This window comes from Enterococcus sp. C76 (assembly GCF_040886985.1).
In the GTDB taxonomy this organism is placed as follows: domain Bacteria; phylum Bacillota; class Bacilli; order Lactobacillales; family Enterococcaceae; genus Enterococcus_B; species Enterococcus_B lactis.
The window spans coordinates 139,126-155,998 of the sequence record NZ_JBFOEY010000007.1; the positions used below are offsets into that span (position 1 = coordinate 139,126).

Sequence of the window (16,873 nt, forward strand, 5' to 3'; positions counted from 1 at the left end):
AAAATGGTTACGATGCAAGATTATATTTATGAAGAAAAGGAAGTACTAAGTACGATCTTGAAAAAGAATGATTTTTCGACAAGAAAACAAATGAAAAAAACAACGAATCTGCTGATGCTAGCAACGGGTTCTTCTTACAACGCTTGTTTAGCAGCGAAGCTGGCATTGGAATCTTATGGCGAGCTAACTGTCGATATTCAAGAACCTTTTCATTTTGCTCATTATGGAAAACTTTCTCCATCAATCGATACTGTGATTGCTGTGTCACAAAGTGGGAAAAGTGCTTCTACTGTTGAAGCAGTAAAAATGATCCAAAAACAAGAAATACCGATTATTGCTGTCACAAATGACGTACAAAGTCCACTTGCTTTAGAAGCTACACAGATTATTGATTTAGGTGCCGGGATAGAAACAGTTGGCTTCGTTACAAAAGGCTATTCTGCTACTGTCTTACAGTTACTACTCTTAGGGCTAGGAATTGGGATAAGTAAAAATAATATCAGCAAAGAAATAGAACAAAACTACATGCAACAGTTACAAAAAATAATCGATCATTTACCAGTGATTATTCAAAAAACGGAAGAATTTTTTGATGAGTATCAAAGTTTGTTTCGTTTAACACAACGCTTCATCACTATTGGCTATGGTCCAAACTGGGGAACAGCGAAAGAAGCAGAAACGAAATTGACGGAAACAATCCGTGTCCCGTCACAAGGATTTGAGTTAGAAGCTTACATGCATGGCCCATATCTAGAGGCTGATGCTTCCCATTTGCTGTTCTTTATTGAAGGGGACAATGAAAATAAGGAACGTTCACAAAAGTTGCGGAGATATATGAGTCAGTATGTTGGAGAGGCTCTCACAATTACCACAAAAAAAGCAAGAGACGAGAAAACACTTGGATTAGCAATAGAATGTGATGAATATCTGTCTATATTAGCACTTGTCGTTCCATTTCAACTATTCGCTTATAAAATCGCAGCAGCTAAAGGAATCGACTTGAACAAAAAGATCTTTGAAGACTTTGATACAGTCTTGAAAAGTAAATTATAAGAGGTGGAAATCATGTTGAAATTCAATGAAGAAGAACAAATCAAAGCAATAAAAGGTGCACTAGCTTTACGTCCGCAAGTAGAAAAAATCATCGATAAACTTTATACGGAACAATTCGATGCTGTCTATTATTTAGGAATTGGTGGAACATATGCTTCTTCGATGCAAGCTGTCACTTATATGAATGGGAAAAGCAACTTGCCTGTCTTTGTACAGCATGCTGCAGAATATTACACTACTGGGAACAAAAGATTAACAAAAGATTCTATTGTCGTCGTGTCCTCTGTTACTGGGACAACCCAAGAAGTAGTGAAAGCAGTAGAAGAAATCAAGAAAGTAGGAGCGACACTGATTGGATTTATCGATAAAGCGGAGAGTAAGTTGTCTCAACTATGCGATTTTGTGGTTACTTATCCAGCTCCCGGAACAGAACAAATCAAATTTTTTATGGTAGCAGATCGATTGATGTATTTGCATGGGGAATTCGAAGATTACTCAGAGTACTATGAACAGCTCGAACATTATTTGCCAACAGGGTTAGTTGAAGCAGAGAAAAAAGCAGATGCATTTGGCTTATCATTTGCAGAAAAGCATCGACGTGATAGCATGCATTATTTTATCGGAGCAGGGAATCAATGGGGAGCTGTTTATTCATATGCCATGTGTTATTGGGAAGAACAAAGCTGGCTCCCATCGAAATCTATCCATGCTGCCGAGTTTCTTCACGGGACGTTAGAGATCGTTGAAGAAACGACCCCAGTCACTTTATTTTTAGGCGAAGATGAACAGAGAGTGTTATCTGAACGTGTAGCTAAACTTTTGCCAAAAATTTGTAGTAATTATACATTGATAGATACAAAAGACTATCCAGTAGAAGGTATCAGCGAAAAATATCGCGGACGTGTGTTGTCTTTCTTATTGATGCATGCAGTGACACAGCGTATCGATGCACATGTCGAACAGCTGAATTGTCATCCATTAGAGATACGCCGCTACTATCGTCAGTTTGATTATTAGGATCGATTGGATGAAAAGAATATAAAAAATAAAGAGAGCAGCGACAACTGCTCCCTTTATTTTTTAGTTGTTTTCCAAGTCAGTTAATGCATTACGATTTTGAACATTGACATCGATTACATTATAAAATGCGTTATTTGTATCAGCTACATCCCAAACTGCTAAAATGACATGATACCCCAGACGATTGCTAGGAATATTGATTGTATGAGTCGGATTAGTAATAGACGAATTACCACCATTATTTACTTCACCAATGAATTCCAGGTCATTTCTATTCAATGGGGCATTTGGATTCCAACCATTTTTAGTCATGTAATAGTGCCATTTCGTCGTTGCGTGGTCAGCTGTGAAATGCCAAGTGAATCGGTTTGCCCCAGTAGTTAAGTTGTTTTTTGTCCATAACGTAGCTGTTTGTTTATCCAAAACAAAGTCACCTACTGCACCATTAGCAGAAGCAATCCGACCATTTGCAGGTCCAGCCGAAGGGAATCCTTTTGGTGCCTCTAAAGATTGTGGTTCGTTGATGATACGACCATACTTTTCAAAAGCACTTTGCCAATTATTCCTACTATCTAGAGCACCTTGATAGCCACGGCTGATAGGTTGTGAAACATAGCCATGAGCCGAGACATCTACAGAAGACAAAGCGGCGATTCCTGTTGTAGCAAGTAACATTCCTAATCCCAATAAAGTACTTTTTTTCATTTGATGATTCCTCCAGTTAGATAAAATATTTTAAGAAAAGGTTTCCTTTTCGTAAGATAGTATAAAATGTATTATTTAAATATTATTTTTTTGTATGGTATTGCAACAAAAATAAAAAACTAGAAGAATGACTATTGATAAATAGCCTTATCATTTTTATGTATAGTTTTTTTCAAAAGAGAATCTCTCAATTCAATGATCTCTTCTTTCACTTCCTCTAGTCCTAGCCATTCAAAGAAATGGATTGCTTCGTCAATTTCTTCTAGTGCTCGTTCATTGCCATCTGCTAATAGAGCTAAAGCAGTGAATGCTTTGTAACGGGCTAAGTCTAACGTATGTTTATAACGGTCACTTACTTTTTTCCATTCTCCTAAAAATAGTTTTCTAAGAAAAACAGAAGAACGATGAAAAGATAGATGTATACCGTTCAAAAGAAAATTTGATAATAATTCGGAATAATGAGCAGTATCGACATATGCTTTCATTTTTATGACACTACGCTGAAAAGAATGATAAATATACTCGTCATCGAATATAAATAAACAATTGGAAAAAATAGAAAGTTCATAGTGTCCCCATGTATCGATACCTTCCAAGTACTTTTTGATAATAGAAACTTCTGTCAAAGTTTCCGAACGAGTGAGCTTTCGGTTTCCCAGATATTGATCAATTAGTATACGTTGCGTATATAGCAGGCGATAATAAATATTCCCAGTTTTTTTATATTCTTTTAGCAGTTCATTCTCTTGCTCTTTTGTTAAATATTTTGTTGTGATCAGGTAATTAGAAAGTTTTTGTTTACTTGTAAGAGTATTGTTGTTCAGCAAAAATTGATATTCTTCAAGTGTAACATTCATCCGTTCAAGGTAATCCACTAACAATTCAAAACTGATTTTTGTTCCTCTAGATTCAAAAGCAGCTAATGTCCCTCGCTGAGAAAGCCCCTCTGTTAATTGAGCTTGTGTCAGTCCACGTTCTTTTCTTAGTTTTCGAATTAAAGAAGCATGTTTTATCATGTAAGTTACCTCCATACGTTTTTTATGAATATAAGATAACACAAGGCTGTTATCTAAGGACGAAAATGTCAATTATGTACTATTTTTGATAAAAAGTGCTCATGCTTTAAAAGCAATTTTTATTTATGTTGTAATAACATACAAAAAATGAAAAACAGATGTTGTTAAAATAAAATATATTTACCAAATACTAGGAGGTATGATGAATGAAAAAAATTTTTTGGCTGTCATTGGCAGCAATCGGCTGTTTCGCTGGAGGTGGACAAACTATACATGCTGCACAAGATTCCGCGGCATTGATGCCGGATATCTCAGAAAAGCAAATTGCTGTTGGATATTATCATAATTGGGTATCAGAGCAAGGTGCGGGATATAGAGGTGGGAAACCAGCAGAGACAGACTTAGGAAAGATCAATCCGTTTTACAATGTCATCGCAGTATCTTTTATGAAAGGCGAAGGAATCCCTACATTTAAGCCATTTAATATGAGTGATGAAGAATTCAGAAGCAAAGTGGCTGCCCTGAATGAAGAAGGACGATCAGTTATCATTTCTTTAGGCGGAGCTGATTCCCATATCGAATTGCACAGAGGACAAGAACAAGCATTTGCAGATGAAGTGATTCGGTTGGTAGAAACTTATGGTTTTGATGGTTTAGACATTGATTTAGAACAAAGCGCCATTACGGCAGGAGATAACCAGCAAGTGATCCCAGAAGCGTTGAAAATCGTACGAGATCATTATAAAAAGCAAGGAAAACACTTTATTATTTCTATGGCACCTGAATTCCCTTATTTGAGAACAGCGGGAGGCTATGTACCTTATATCACTGCATTAGAAAATGAGTATGATTTTATTGCACCACAACTATATAATCAGGCGGGCGACGGATTAAGCGTGGGAGACGAATGGATTGCTCAGAACAATGACAGTCGAAAATATGATTTCTTATATGGTATGTCAAAAGCCTTGCATAACGGAGAGAGTGGATACATTCGGATACCAGCAGATCGTCTGGCTTTGGGGATTCCAGCAAATAACGATGCGGCAGCCAACGGTTATGTGCAAGATCCATCCGTTGTCTATCAAGTATTCGAACAAATGGAAAAAGAACGTACACCTTTGAAAGGTTTGATGACTTGGAGCGTGAACTGGGACGAAGGGGTAAACTCAGCTGGTATTTCTTATAATGAATCATTTGCGAAAGCTTATCAAAATCTGTTTACGGAACAAGAACCAGATACAGAGAAACCTTCTAAACCGACCAATTTTCGAGGAACAGCAACAAGTACGACAGTCACATTGTCTTGGACTGCGTCAACGGATAACGTTCGTGTGTCACATTATAATATTTATGAAAACAATCGATTAGTAGGAACAAGCAACACTACGAATTATATACATACAGGTTTACAACCAGAAACGACTTATTCTTATACGATTGAAGCGGTCGATCCATCAGGAAATATTTCTGCACGTTCCGATAGATTGAATATCCGTACGCAAGAAGCAGCAGCTTTACCAGCACCTTCTATTCCAAACGGGTTGAGCATCAACCATGTGACACAATCAACAGTTCGTTTGGTATGGCAAGAAAATAGCTTATTGGAAGAAGTACTTTATTATGAAATATACAGAGATGGCAAGAAGATCGCTACCTCACAAACCGCTGTATTTGAAGATCAAAATTTAACAGCTTCTACTGTGTATCGCTATCAAGTTCGTGCAGTCAATCGGACAGGTGTTTCTTTACTAAGCCAGTCTGTCACAGCAAGAACCCTAGACGAGAACGGCCAAGGAAATTCTTGGACAGTCGGTACTTTTTATCAAGCAGGAGATATAGTCACATATAATGGTATTCAATATCGTTGCTTGCAAGCGCATATTGCAGCCGCACATTGGGCACCAGATACGACCTTCTCTTTATGGCAAAAAATAAGTTGATGATGAGGTCGTGATAGAAGCTACTTCTGTAACACCGTTTATCAAGCGGTTGTGAAATCAATACTTTGACCTAAGTATTACAGAAACAAAACGGCAAAATAGTTTTTCATATTTTGCCGTTTTTTAATCTAATATTGAGGGTGAGCTGATTGAACACTGTGTATCAAGAGATAATAAGCCTGATGTATAACTGCGTGTCACATCATTTACTCGGAATAAGGAGGATACGACTTTTATCAAAATTTCTACCATGTATTGATTTAAGCAAAGAGCGTGGGACAAAAGTAAAGAACACTTTTGTCTCACGCTCTAAACACGTATAACCGGCGGAAGCAGAAGCAACTCCTTCGGAAATAAGCTGAAATTCACAAAAATTTGAAAAGCAATTTTCGTGAATTCCTTCTTACTTCTTGGAGTTAAACGCTTCTGTCCCAGCCTCTTCTTGTATGTAGCTTCAATTAAGGGTTGTTAGGAGAAACTTCCCAGCCTCCCAATGGTAATGGTAATGGAAACATAGTCAAACCTCCTTTCTCTTAGTGACAAATAAAGTATAACAAGTGTAAAAAGAAAAAAATTAAAATGTACGCTATTGCAACATTTAATAGATTATTTCAAGTGAAAGTCGATAAAAGAATTAAACAAACACTTAAAAACAATGGAAATTAGTCCAAACTTTAAGAAATGTATACTATAATGGAAATTATCAATTATTTATTTGGAGGAATATCCATGAAACAAAAAATCGCAGTTCTTGGTCCTGGATCATGGGGCACTGCTTTAGCACAGACATTGGCAGAAAACGGGCATGATGTCCGGATTTGGGGAAATGTACCTGAACAGATTGACGAAATCAATACGTATCATACAAATCAACATTTTTTACCTGATTTGACGATCCCAGAATCGATTATCGGATATAAAGAATTGGCAGAAGCAGTGGATGACGCAGATGCTATTTTGTTTGTCGTTCCGACAAAAGCGATCCGTTCAGTCGCCCAGGAACTTATTGGTAAAATGAATACTAAGCCCGTCATTATCCATGCAAGTAAAGGCCTAGAACAAGATACGCATAAACGGATCTCAGAAGTTTTGGCTGAAGAGATTCCAGAAGAAAAACGACAGGCAATCGTTGTATTATCTGGCCCTAGTCATGCGGAAGAAGTAGCAGTTCATGATATTACAACGATTACAGCTGCAAGTATCGATCAAAAAGCAGCTGCTTATGTACAAGAATTATTCATGAATGATTATTTCAGGATTTATACAAATAATGATGTGATTGGTGTAGAAACTGGCGCAGCATTAAAAAATATCATTGCTATTGGTGCCGGTGCTATCCATGGGCTAGGGTTCGGAGACGATGCAAAAGCGGCCATCATGACTCGCGGATTAGCAGAAATTAGTCGTCTTGGTGTAGCAATGGGTGCCAATCCGCTGACGTTTATCGGTTTGAGCGGTGTTGGGGACTTGATTGTTACTTGTACAAGTGTTCATTCCCGTAATTGGCGCGCCGGTAACTTACTAGGACAGGGGCATAAACTGGAAGAAGTTTTGGAAAACATGGGAATGGTCGTTGAAGGTGTGGCAACGACAAAAGCAGCAGTCGAGCTAGCACAACAGCTAGGGGTTGAGATGCCAATTACTCAAACCATCTATAATGTTTTGTATAATGGAGAAGATATTAAAAAAGCAGCAAAAGAAATCATGCTACGTGACGGAAAAATGGAGAATGAATTTTCTCTTCGTTAAATAGATGATTAACAGGTAAGCGTCGTTTAGGAGGAACAGCAAGTGAAGGTCAAAAAAGCAGTTATTCCTGCCGCTGGGCTAGGAACACGTTTTTTGCCGGCAACAAAAGCCATGGCAAAAGAAATGCTTCCAATCGTGGATAAGCCAACGATCCAATTTATTGTGGAAGAAGCATTGGATTCGGGAATTGAAGATATCTTGATCGTAACGGGAAAAGAAAAGAGACCCATCGAAGATCATTTTGATGCAAATATCGAATTGGAAAACAATTTGCGGGAAAAGGAAAAAACAGAACTACTCGCTTTAGTTGAAGAAACGACTCATGTCAATCTTCACTTCATCCGTCAATCTCATCCAAGAGGACTGGGGGATGCCGTGCTTCAAGCAAAAGCATTCATAGGGAATGAACCATTTGTTGTCATGCTCGGGGATGATTTGATGAAAGATGATATCCCACTGACTCAACAATTGATGATGGATTATGAAGAAACACAATCTTCTGCTGTTGCCGTCATGCGTGTACCAGAAAATGAAACCTCTAAATATGGAATTATTGATCCTAAAACGGATAACGAAAAGGGACGTTGCAGAGTAAATGGTTTTGTAGAAAAACCTGAACTTGGAAAAGCACCAAGCAATTTAGCCATTATCGGACGTTATCTCCTGACTCCCAAAATATTTGAGATATTAGCAACTCAAGAACCAGGAGCAGGGAACGAGATACAACTAACGGATGCGCTCCAGACCCTTAACCAAACAGAAGCGGTCTATGCGAGAGAATTTAAAGGAAAAAGATATGACGTAGGCGATAAGCTAGGATATATGAAGACAAATATTGAATATGGACTTCATCATCCGGAAATCGGCGCATCGTTAAGCGCATATATTATCCAGTTGAGCAAAGAGCTAAGAACAGGAAATTAACTGGAAATAAGTGACCTGCTGAGAATAAAAATCAAATGGGTATTAAAGCGGCAGCTTGTGCGTCATTTGCGCAACTGTCGTTTTTATTTTTTGACGCTAAGTGAATGAAGACGAGGAAAAATGAAAGATAGAAAAAGACTTTCGTGAATATATTTAGGAAATTTTCTGCTAATGGTTTAATTTTTTTTTAAGTTACATAAAAGAAAATGATTACATAAGAGAAATGAAAGCCAATCCAGAAGATTCATAGTAGAATAAAAAGGCGAATTTTTTTAATTATAAAAAAGGTGTGTGTCCACTATGGGAAAATTAGTCGCTATTGCGCAGTCGCTACTTGATATACTCAAGTGGCTGATGGAAGGAAATAATTGGGTATTTGTGTTACCACTATTGCTCATTAGTCTATTTATCATGTTCAAAATGGTCAGAAAAAAAGAAAGATTCCTGATTTTTATCTGGTATGCAGCGTCTATTGCAGTTGCTAGCTTGATGATTGAACTGGCGTTAGGTAGTTGGGAAGCTTGCATATTTGCCTTATTTTTTGCTGTATTGTATCTGCTCATTTATATTCCTTATAGGAAAAGAAAGTCTCGGATCGGAAGAAAGGGTAGACATGCCACTACTTTTTCTAGTACAGATTCTCCAGAACAAAGCAGAAGAGCGAGAAGAAGACGGTAATATTTAGTATGTATACGCAAAAAAAGATAAAATAATGGACAAAATATTGAGTTGAGAGATTTATTTAATTGGTGAGAAAAAACTTTTTTCACTTATTTAAAAGAATCTTTTCAAAAAGGAATGCTTGCTACATAAGGACAAGCCATTCCTTTTTTTTATGTTATTTATTTGTAAAAAAATCATACCAATGTTTTTTTGTGTTTTCGTACTTGCACTTGAATAAGAGATTACTTACAATGAGTTCAGATAGAAACAGCTGAATAAAAAAAGGCTCCCTGACCCTTAGTTGGCGCTAAGAATCAGGGAATGACCAGTCACACTCATACACCCTGACCGATCATTTTGCCATAGTCAATGCAGTGCATCGACCTTATTTATTGTACCTAATCTAAGGGGAAAATTCTACCCCTATGTAGAGATTTTCTATGGTCTGCACGTTGTTTTATTTGCTATGTCAAGGTATTGGGCGTATTCGTTCAATACCTTTTTTGCGTTTGAAACAGCAAAGACCGCATGTATTACTGTTTATCTTCTGTTTTTTATGTATTTCCTTAGATTAGGCAGCTGTTTCTATTCATGTCAAGTATAGCTAGGCGGGAGAGAAAAATGAGTTTATGTTATTTTGACTATTATTACCAATTGGAAGAGAAATTAAGGATAGAAGAGCCGTTGATGGTTCAAGCAGGAACTTGGATTGCGAAACAAATCAATCAAGGCGGCAGATTGCAGATATATGCTAGCCGCACACTAAGTGGTGTAGCATTTGAATTTTGGGATCAAACACCGGACCTTGTGCCAAGTATATTGATTGAAAACCCAGCCGGAGGTGTCTATGAAACGCTAGAAGGGGCAGGACAAGCGATTATTGATGAGCTTTCTGTCAAACCAGAAGACATTTTTCTACTTCTTTCGAATGAAGGAAGAAATCCAGCAATCATTGAGTTGGCTCAATGGATCAAAGAAAATGGACATCCTTTGATCATTGTTACTGGATTTGATTTGTCACGAAGCATCAAGTCCCAGCATAGCAGTGGTTTGAGATTATTTGAATTTGCTGATTTAGTTTTGGATAACCATGCCAATCTGCATGATGCAGTCTTGACTTTGCCGAATTTAGATCCAGCAATCTGTGGAACAGCCTCTCTTGCAACGATTTTTTTGCTTCAACAAGTATTGTATTTTACAGCAAAACAGCTAGTTCAGGAAACAAGAGGAAAATAGTTTTCCACATAATGACCAAAGTTTCTTTAAAAAAACGGTGTTCCACGTAAACATGGAGTGTTTGAAACAAAGAAAACGATTTTTAAAGAAAAGCAGTAATAATCATTTTTTGTTTTATGTTATTTTAAATTTGTTTAGCTCTAGAGGTCAGCCTTTTTTTTTGAAGGTGCGTTATTTTTATAAGTTGTTTCACAATGAGAAGAAAAGAGCTACAAAAATATGCAATGCTAGATAGAAAAAAATAGCGGAAAAAGAGACAAGAAAGAATCCGCATGGATCCTTTCTTGCCTCTTAATACACGTTGATGAAAGAGTCTTCCCCAAAACTCTTTACAATGTAATTATAGTACATTTGTTATCATTATTGCAATGAAGTTTACCTGATATAACAAAATTGTCGAAGAAGATTCCTTTTTCTAATAGAAAGAAAATATACAAAAAATGAAAGATATGAGATGAATATTTATTATTATTTTTTGCTTTTTTGCAATGAAATACAATTTATTCACGATTATAAAATGAAAAAATCAGGACGGGATTTCTGCTAATCTAAAAATAAAAAAAGAATTTTAAGGAAAAACAGAGAAATAAAATACTCAATATAAATGGAAAAAGAAAAAAATAGTCATACATATGAGAAAAAAAGCAAAATAGAAAAAAGTGATTTTCTAATAAATTATTCATGTGGAATTGACATTTTTACTGTATAATTCATTTGATTATCCATTTTTTATTCATCAAAATTACTGATAAAAGAAAGGAAGAAATAAATTTGAAGAAAACAAATTCTTCAGGAAAACCGAAACGTGACTTCACTAAATTATCGACACCCCATACGTATGTCATTATTTTTGGTGTAGTCATCTTTGCATGGATACTGACTTTTGTCGTACCAGCAGGAAAGTTCAGCACGCAAGACATTGAATATAAAGATGCGAATGGCGAAACAAGTACTCGTGCTGTTTTACGCCAAGATTCCTTCCGTTATGCTTACGAGCTGGATAAATCGTATGTATTTGATCAATTAGAAGAACTGCAAGACCATCCAGCAGAACGTGAAAAACTGGATGTTCCTGAAAAAGGATTGGAAAAAGTCATTGCTGACGGAGAAAAAAATCTTACGCAAGAAAAACTAGATGAAATTTCCTTAACAGATGATGTTCTTTACGATGAGTATGGCGAAAATATCTATGATACTTCTAAAAAATTGCATAAAACAGCCAAAATATGGGGAACAGACGATTTTGGTGGCTTTGGCTTCTTAAATTTCGTTTTTGAAGGTCTAGTATCTGGAGATAAATATGGATCTGCTGTAGGGATTGCTGCATTGATCCTTGTTGTCGGAGGTGCTTTTGGTATTATTATGCGTACCGGAGCGATTGATGCAGGAATCTATGCGTTTATCAGTAAAACGAAGGGACTGGAGCGTTTAGCTTTACCGCTATTATTCTTTGCTTTTTCATTCGGGGGCGCTACATTTGGGATGGCAGAAGAGGTAATTCCATTCTCAATGGTGATGGTTCCATTCGTCATTGCCTTAGGATATGACTCGATCGTAGCAGTAACCGTGACTTATGTCGCATCTCAAGTCGGAAATGCGACCTCTTGGATGAGTCCGTTTAGCGTAGCTGTAGCTCAAGGGATTGCTGGAATCCCAGTGTTGTCTGGTGCGACATTCCGATTGATTATGTGGGTAGTTGTTACTGCCTTAGCAGCTGGTTATATGATGATATATGCAGAAAAAATCCGTAAAAAACCGGAAAGTTCGTTGACTTATAAATCAGATGATTATTTCCGTTCTCATATCAAAAAGACATCTGATGAAAATAAAAAATTCATGCTTGGGCATAAACTGATTTTAGTAGAGATGTTAGCTGTTCTTGTTTGGATCGTTTGGGGCGTGACTCAAAAAGGCTATTACATCCCCGAAATCGCTTCTCAATTCTTTGTGATGGGATTAGTTGCCGGAATCATTGCTGTTCTTTTCAAACTAGATGGAATGAAAGTCAATGACATCGCTTCTTCTTTCCAATCTGGTGCAGCTGATTTAGCTGGTACAGCAATCGTAGTAGGGATGGCCAAAGGAATCCTTCTCGTCTTAGGTGGATCCGATGCGTCTGTTCCTTCAGCTTTGAATACGATTTTGCATGGAATCGGGACGGCATTGACCGGTGTGCCAGCTGTCATTGGCGCTTGGGCGATGTATATCTTCCAAAGTTTGTTCAACTTGGTTGTTACATCAAATTCAGGACAAGCAGCTTTGACCATGCCGATTATGGCTCCATTGGCAGATTTAGTCGGTGTATCCAGACAAGTAGCAGTTCTTGCTTATCAGCTTGGTTCTGGTTTCATGGATGCTTTTACGCCCGTATCAGCTAGCTTGATTGGTGTGTTAGGTGTTGCACGGATCGAATGGGCAAAATGGGCAAGGTTCCAAATCAAGATGCAAGGATTCCTGTTTGTTTTGGGAACTATTTTCATCATGATTGCTATTGCGATCGGTCTGCAGTAGTACTGGAGATATAAGTAAATAAAAAAAGTAATCCAAACAGTAGATAAATGACTCCAAGAACCGTCATTTTACGGTAAAATCAAAGGAGTAAAGATTCTATCGTTTGGATTATTTTTTAAGATCCTATCATCAGTTATACTTAAAGAAAGAGGAAAAATGTATGAAGATCATCCGACAAATTGAAGTGTTTGCACCAGATTACTTAGGAAAAATGGACGTATTGATTGCCGGTGGGAAGATTTTGGCTGTAGAAGAACAGCTAGAAGGCGGCTACGAAGGAGTGGAAGTAGAAGAACTTTCAGGTGAGGGAAAAGTACTGACTCCAGGTTTCATTGACTGTCATTTCCATATTTTAGGCGGAGGAGGAGAAGGCGGTTATCAAAACCGAACACCAGAAGTTACATTAAGTCAATTGACTACAGCTGGTGTAACGACAGTTGTCGGTTGCTTGGGAACAGACGGAGAAGGTCGAGATATGACTGCTTTGATCAGCAAAGCGAAAGGACTTGAAGCAGAAGGAATCTCCACTTATGTGTACGAGGGTTCGTACCGATTGCCGGTAAAAACAGTAACAGATTCGATCATCAAAGACTTTTTAACAATCGATAAAATCATCGGAATCGGAGAAATCGCAGTATCCGATCACCGTTCTTCTCAGCCAAGTTTTGAAGAATTCGCCCGTGCAGCAGCAGATGCTCGTGTAGGAGGCATGTTGTCGGGAAAAGCTGGGATCATCAATGTCCACTTAGGCGGAGGAAAAAGAAAGCTAGAGTTATTGACACGAATTGTAGAAGAAACAGAAATTCCGATCACACAGTTTTTGCCTACTCATGCGAATCGTACACCAGAATTATTTGAAGCTTGCGTGGCATTTGCTAAACGTGGCGGCACGATTGACTTCACCGCTAGCGAAGACCCTGATTTTTGGGAGAAGACAGATGGGGAAGTGCGCTTCAGTAAAGCATTGAAACGATTGATTGAGGAAGATGTTTCTTTAGATAATTTCACGATGACCTCAGATGGACAAGGAAGCTTGCCTTATTTTGATGAAAACAATCATTTCCTAGGGTTAGGAGTAGGAAGTGCTAAGGCATTGCTAGTAGGGATCAAAGAAGCTGTGCAAAAAGAAAATATTCCTCTGGAAATCGCCTTGCGAGCTATAACCAGTAACCCAGCACGTATATTGAAATTGGATAAAAAAGGAAAAATTGAAATTGGCGCAGATGCAGACTTGTGTATCTTGGACAAAGAAACGCTTGATATCGATACAGTTATTGCTAAAGGAGAAATAATGGTCCAAGAAAAAGAAGTCAAAGTATGGGGAACTTTCGAAAAAAGTTTTTGATCCACTATCTGTCTCATCCTTTTTTAGAAAACGAGCGTTCTGTTTGTCTGTATCTGTTGTTGATGTTACCCTGAAAGTAGATCAATAAACAAATTAAGAGGAGGAAACACAATGGCAGATTTAAAAGGGCGTTCTAAAGACATGAAAGACAAAGTAGTCGGTAAAGGAAAAGAAGCATACGGCAAAGCAACAGACGACAAGAGCAAAGAAACAGAAGGAAAAGCACAATCACTAGGTTCTGATATCAAAGAAAAAGCTCGTGATTTGGGCGATGAAATCAAAGACAAATTCTCTCGAAAAGATGAAAACAAATAAACAACGTTCATTACTAAATGAATCAAGCAAATAAAAATCCGAACCGTATCTGCTTCATAGATATGGTTCGGATTTTTTGTTTGAAAGTTATCCTGTTTTTTAAACTTCTATTTTTTGAAATTCTTTATTTTTTAGTTCAAAGACTTCATCGCAGCTTTTTGCTACTTCGACCTCATGGGTCACGATGATAATACAGCGATTTTGTTCATGGGCGATTTCTTGGAAAAGTTTGACGATATCTTGTGATGCGGTCTCATCCAGATTCCCAGTAGGTTCATCAGCTACAATCAGTTGATGTTCGCAACAGATAGCACGAACGATAGCGACTCGCTGTTGCTGACCTCCTGAAAGTTTGGTCACCTGTTTTTTTGCTAATACTTCATCAATTCCTACACGAGCCAGTCGATCTAAAGCAACTTGTCGATAATTCTCTTGTTTGGTTTTAGTGATCTCCATTGCTGTTATGACATTGTCTAGAGCTGATAAATAAGGAAGCAAGTTATAAGCTTGGAAAATAATCGAGACATCATTTTTACGATAACTTCTTAACCCGATTTTGTTCAGTGAGCGATCTTGATAGTATACCTTTCCTTCTTTTGGTGTATCTAATCCGGAAATAAGCGAAAGAAAAGTCGTTTTTCCAGAACCACTTGCTCCTAAAATAGCGTACATTTTTCCAGCTTCGAAATTCAGTTCTACATCTTTATAAAGCGCATCTTGCGGATCTTGATACCAAAATCCCAATTGTTCTGTCCGTAACATCAAATTCCTCCTTTAATTTAATAGGATTTTTCTTGGGTTTAATCTTAATATCCCTATAGAAGCTAAAAAGACAGAAAGCAGGCTGATTCCAAATGCTACTCCGGCTAGTAGTCCTAATTGTGTAGGTTTGACATTGATTTCCAATTCGCTGACTTGATCAGAAACAGCAAATGGATTATTCATGTTTCCTTGTTGACCCCCACGTTGACCGCCTTGTCCGTTACCTGGCATTTGTCCACCGCCAGGAGCTTGTTGGTTTTGTGTCGTGGTTTCTGTCTGTTGGTCAAGTAGCTGCTGCCCCACGGCATTCGCGACGACGTTCCCGCTAATCGAAGCAACTCCTAATGCAAGAATCATACAAATAGCAACTTCGGTAAACAATTGGAGAATGATTTTACTTCTGGATTCTCCTAAAGACAACAAGACGCCTAATTCATGCCGACGCTCCCGGATGGTAATCATGATAATCAGAGTAAGTATGATAATACCGGCTACGGCCACTAGTAAAACAACATTTTTAGAAAAACTTGCCACATTGTTTAAAGGTTCCAACATTGACTGATACATGGAATCATTTGATTGTAAGCTAAATGTATCTGTGTCGATCAGCTTCTCTGCTTCTTCGAGAAATTTATCCATTTCATCTGGATCAGATAGAGTGTAAACAGCAGAATCTATCGTGTTATCGTCAGATGTCCCATTTAATTCATTTGCAAAAGTATAAGAGGTGTAAAGTGTATTCGACGGATTCATGAAGTTGAATTTCATACCCATACTGCTACTTGTTTCGCTAGATTCATAAATTCCTTTGACCGTCATTTCATAAGTGGTATCTTCATCTTCAGTACTCGTGATTGTGAAAGTATCTCCGACTGTCAGGTCATTTGCTTCTGCTAGCGTAGAATCAATGACTACGTTGTTTGTGCCTTTGTCGCTGTCATCTATTCCTTCACCATCCGTGATTTTTGCTGTCCCATCAGAAAAAGTACTATTTTGTGCAGTTGCTGACACACCGCTGATTTGAAAATCTGCTTGAGTCATTTGCGGATTTCCGCCCATTCCTCCGGCAGGTCCACCGCCTGCATCGGTAGTTTCTGAACTGTCTTCACTTGAATCAGAACTAGTGATGGCAGTTATTCCATCTTTTGCCATAGCTGAGGCGGAACTTTCAAAGGAATAGCTCTTTACATTATCTAATTTAGCTATTTTTTCCGCGTCCGTTAAGGATACTGGGGTAAGAGAAAAACTGCCCGGATCTGGACGTTCTTCAGCGGTAGAATTGCTTGAAGAAGTTTGTTCCTGTTTTTTAAATGAAGCTTCTCGATTGGCACTTAAAGTCACTGTTGCTCCAACTTCTTTTTGTGCTTGATTCGCTGCTTCTTCTGCAGCGCTTCGAATCGTGAGGCCAGCTAGCACAAAAATAAGAATGGCTGTGAACACGGCAAACAATAACAATGAACGTCCCCATTTTACTTTTGTACTTTTCCATGCACGTTTCATAAAATTCATATCTTGCATCCCTCCTAGTAGATGCTTTTGATAATAGACAACCTATCTTAAAACTAGCTTAAATCTTATGCTGTTTGCATATCATCAACTCGAGGTTCTGTATATATAAAAAGTCACTATAG

Annotated in this window: 14 protein-coding genes; 10 read left to right on the forward strand and 4 right to left on the reverse strand. The window is 37.9% G+C overall.

Translation table 11 applies throughout. The features are described 5' to 3' along the window. Positions 1 to 3: 3 nt before the first annotated feature. Together AB3I00_RS10450 and AB3I00_RS10455 are read left to right on the forward strand one after the other, a co-directional pair. Complete coding sequence (locus tag AB3I00_RS10450; RefSeq protein ID WP_368025174.1) at positions 4 to 1,053, forward strand: SIS domain-containing protein; 1,050 nt, start codon at positions 4 to 6, stop codon at positions 1,051 to 1,053. A gap of 12 nt (positions 1,054 to 1,065) precedes the next feature. Beyond that, complete coding sequence (locus AB3I00_RS10455; protein WP_070769763.1) at positions 1,066 to 2,070, forward strand: SIS domain-containing protein; 1,005 nt, start codon at positions 1,066 to 1,068, stop codon at positions 2,068 to 2,070. A 63-nt stretch (positions 2,071 to 2,133) separates the two neighbouring features. Here AB3I00_RS10455 and AB3I00_RS10460 read toward each other — a convergent pair whose 3' ends face one another. Both AB3I00_RS10460 and AB3I00_RS10465 read right to left on the reverse strand, forming a co-directional pair. Further along, positions 2,134 to 2,778, reverse strand: coding sequence for a lytic polysaccharide monooxygenase (locus AB3I00_RS10460; protein ID WP_002315774.1), 645 nt, complete (start codon positions 2,776 to 2,778; stop codon positions 2,134 to 2,136). A gap of 131 nt (positions 2,779 to 2,909) precedes the next feature. Next, a complete protein-coding gene (locus AB3I00_RS10465; protein WP_070769762.1) occupies positions 2,910 to 3,794 on the reverse strand; it encodes a helix-turn-helix domain-containing protein in 885 nt (294 codons plus the stop codon). Between the two features lie 206 nt (positions 3,795 to 4,000). Between AB3I00_RS10465 and AB3I00_RS10470 the strand changes: the two genes are divergently transcribed. The 8 genes from AB3I00_RS10470 (at position 4,001) to AB3I00_RS10505 (ending at position 14,480) form a co-directional block, all read left to right on the forward strand. Beyond that, entirely contained in the window at positions 4,001 to 5,737 is a 1,737-nt protein-coding gene (locus AB3I00_RS10470; RefSeq protein WP_368025177.1) for a glycosyl hydrolase family 18 protein, read from the forward strand. A 729-nt stretch (positions 5,738 to 6,466) separates the two neighbouring features. Continuing rightward, positions 6,467 to 7,486 carry an NAD(P)H-dependent glycerol-3-phosphate dehydrogenase gene (locus AB3I00_RS10475; RefSeq protein WP_002291040.1) on the forward strand — a complete coding sequence of 340 codons (1,020 nt, stop codon included), beginning with the start codon at positions 6,467 to 6,469 and terminating at the stop codon, positions 7,484 to 7,486. Between the two features lie 42 nt (positions 7,487 to 7,528). Then, positions 7,529 to 8,410 (forward strand): UTP--glucose-1-phosphate uridylyltransferase GalU, encoded by an 882-nt coding sequence (gene galU, locus AB3I00_RS10480; RefSeq protein WP_002315776.1) that lies wholly within the window; start codon positions 7,529 to 7,531, stop codon positions 8,408 to 8,410. Between the two features lie 300 nt (positions 8,411 to 8,710). Further along, positions 8,711 to 9,088: a hypothetical protein gene (locus AB3I00_RS10485; RefSeq protein ID WP_002328959.1), complete on the forward strand. Its 378-nt coding sequence runs from the start codon at positions 8,711 to 8,713 to the stop codon at positions 9,086 to 9,088. Between the two features lie 606 nt (positions 9,089 to 9,694). Next, a complete protein-coding gene (locus tag AB3I00_RS10490) occupies positions 9,695 to 10,309 on the forward strand; it encodes an SIS domain-containing protein (RefSeq protein WP_002291034.1) in 615 nt (204 codons plus the stop codon). A gap of 771 nt (positions 10,310 to 11,080) precedes the next feature. Further along, positions 11,081 to 12,820: a putative basic amino acid antiporter YfcC gene (yfcC, locus tag AB3I00_RS10495; RefSeq protein ID WP_368025178.1), complete on the forward strand. Its 1,740-nt coding sequence runs from the start codon at positions 11,081 to 11,083 to the stop codon at positions 12,818 to 12,820. Positions 12,821 to 12,980: 160 nt separating this feature from the next. Next, a complete protein-coding gene (gene iadA / locus AB3I00_RS10500; RefSeq protein ID WP_002315780.1) occupies positions 12,981 to 14,165 on the forward strand; it encodes a beta-aspartyl-peptidase in 1,185 nt (394 codons plus the stop codon). Positions 14,166 to 14,276: 111 nt separating this feature from the next. Next, entirely contained in the window at positions 14,277 to 14,480 is a 204-nt protein-coding gene (locus AB3I00_RS10505) for a CsbD family protein (protein WP_002291027.1), read from the forward strand. 99 nt (positions 14,481 to 14,579) lie between these two features. On the opposite strand, the gene AB3I00_RS10510 is transcribed toward AB3I00_RS10505, so the two are convergent. Further along, the gene (locus AB3I00_RS10510) at positions 14,580 to 15,242 is read right to left on the reverse strand and encodes an ABC transporter ATP-binding protein (RefSeq protein WP_002315781.1); all 663 of its coding nucleotides are present in this window, start codon (positions 15,240 to 15,242) and stop codon (positions 14,580 to 14,582) included. Between the two features lie 12 nt (positions 15,243 to 15,254). After that, the gene (locus AB3I00_RS10515) at positions 15,255 to 16,751 is read right to left on the reverse strand and encodes an ABC transporter permease (protein WP_002341208.1); all 1,497 of its coding nucleotides are present in this window, start codon (positions 16,749 to 16,751) and stop codon (positions 15,255 to 15,257) included. Positions 16,752 to 16,873: the final 122 nt, after the last annotated feature.

Coding starts and splice junctions, on each gene's coding strand:
- AB3I00_RS10505 (WP_002291027.1), top strand. CDS start 14,277: ATGGCAGATTTAAAAGGGCGTTCTAAAGACATGAAAGACAAAGTAGTC.
- AB3I00_RS10510 (WP_002315781.1), bottom strand. CDS start 15,242: ATGTTACGGACAGAACAATTGGGATTTTGGTATCAAGATCCGCAAGAT.
- AB3I00_RS10485 (WP_002328959.1), top strand. CDS start 8,711: ATGGGAAAATTAGTCGCTATTGCGCAGTCGCTACTTGATATACTCAAG.
- AB3I00_RS10475 (WP_002291040.1), top strand. CDS start 6,467: ATGAAACAAAAAATCGCAGTTCTTGGTCCTGGATCATGGGGCACTGCT.
- AB3I00_RS10460 (WP_002315774.1), bottom strand. CDS start 2,778: ATGAAAAAAAGTACTTTATTGGGATTAGGAATGTTACTTGCTACAACA.
- AB3I00_RS10455 (WP_070769763.1), top strand. CDS start 1,066: ATGTTGAAATTCAATGAAGAAGAACAAATCAAAGCAATAAAAGGTGCA.
- iadA (WP_002315780.1), top strand. CDS start 12,981: ATGAAGATCATCCGACAAATTGAAGTGTTTGCACCAGATTACTTAGGA.
- AB3I00_RS10450 (WP_368025174.1), top strand. CDS start 4: ATGGTTACGATGCAAGATTATATTTATGAAGAAAAGGAAGTACTAAGT.
- AB3I00_RS10490 (WP_002291034.1), top strand. CDS start 9,695: ATGAGTTTATGTTATTTTGACTATTATTACCAATTGGAAGAGAAATTA.
- AB3I00_RS10470 (WP_368025177.1), top strand. CDS start 4,001: ATGAAAAAAATTTTTTGGCTGTCATTGGCAGCAATCGGCTGTTTCGCT.
- AB3I00_RS10465 (WP_070769762.1), bottom strand. CDS start 3,794: ATGATAAAACATGCTTCTTTAATTCGAAAACTAAGAAAAGAACGTGGA.
- AB3I00_RS10515 (WP_002341208.1), bottom strand. CDS start 16,751: ATGAATTTTATGAAACGTGCATGGAAAAGTACAAAAGTAAAATGGGGA.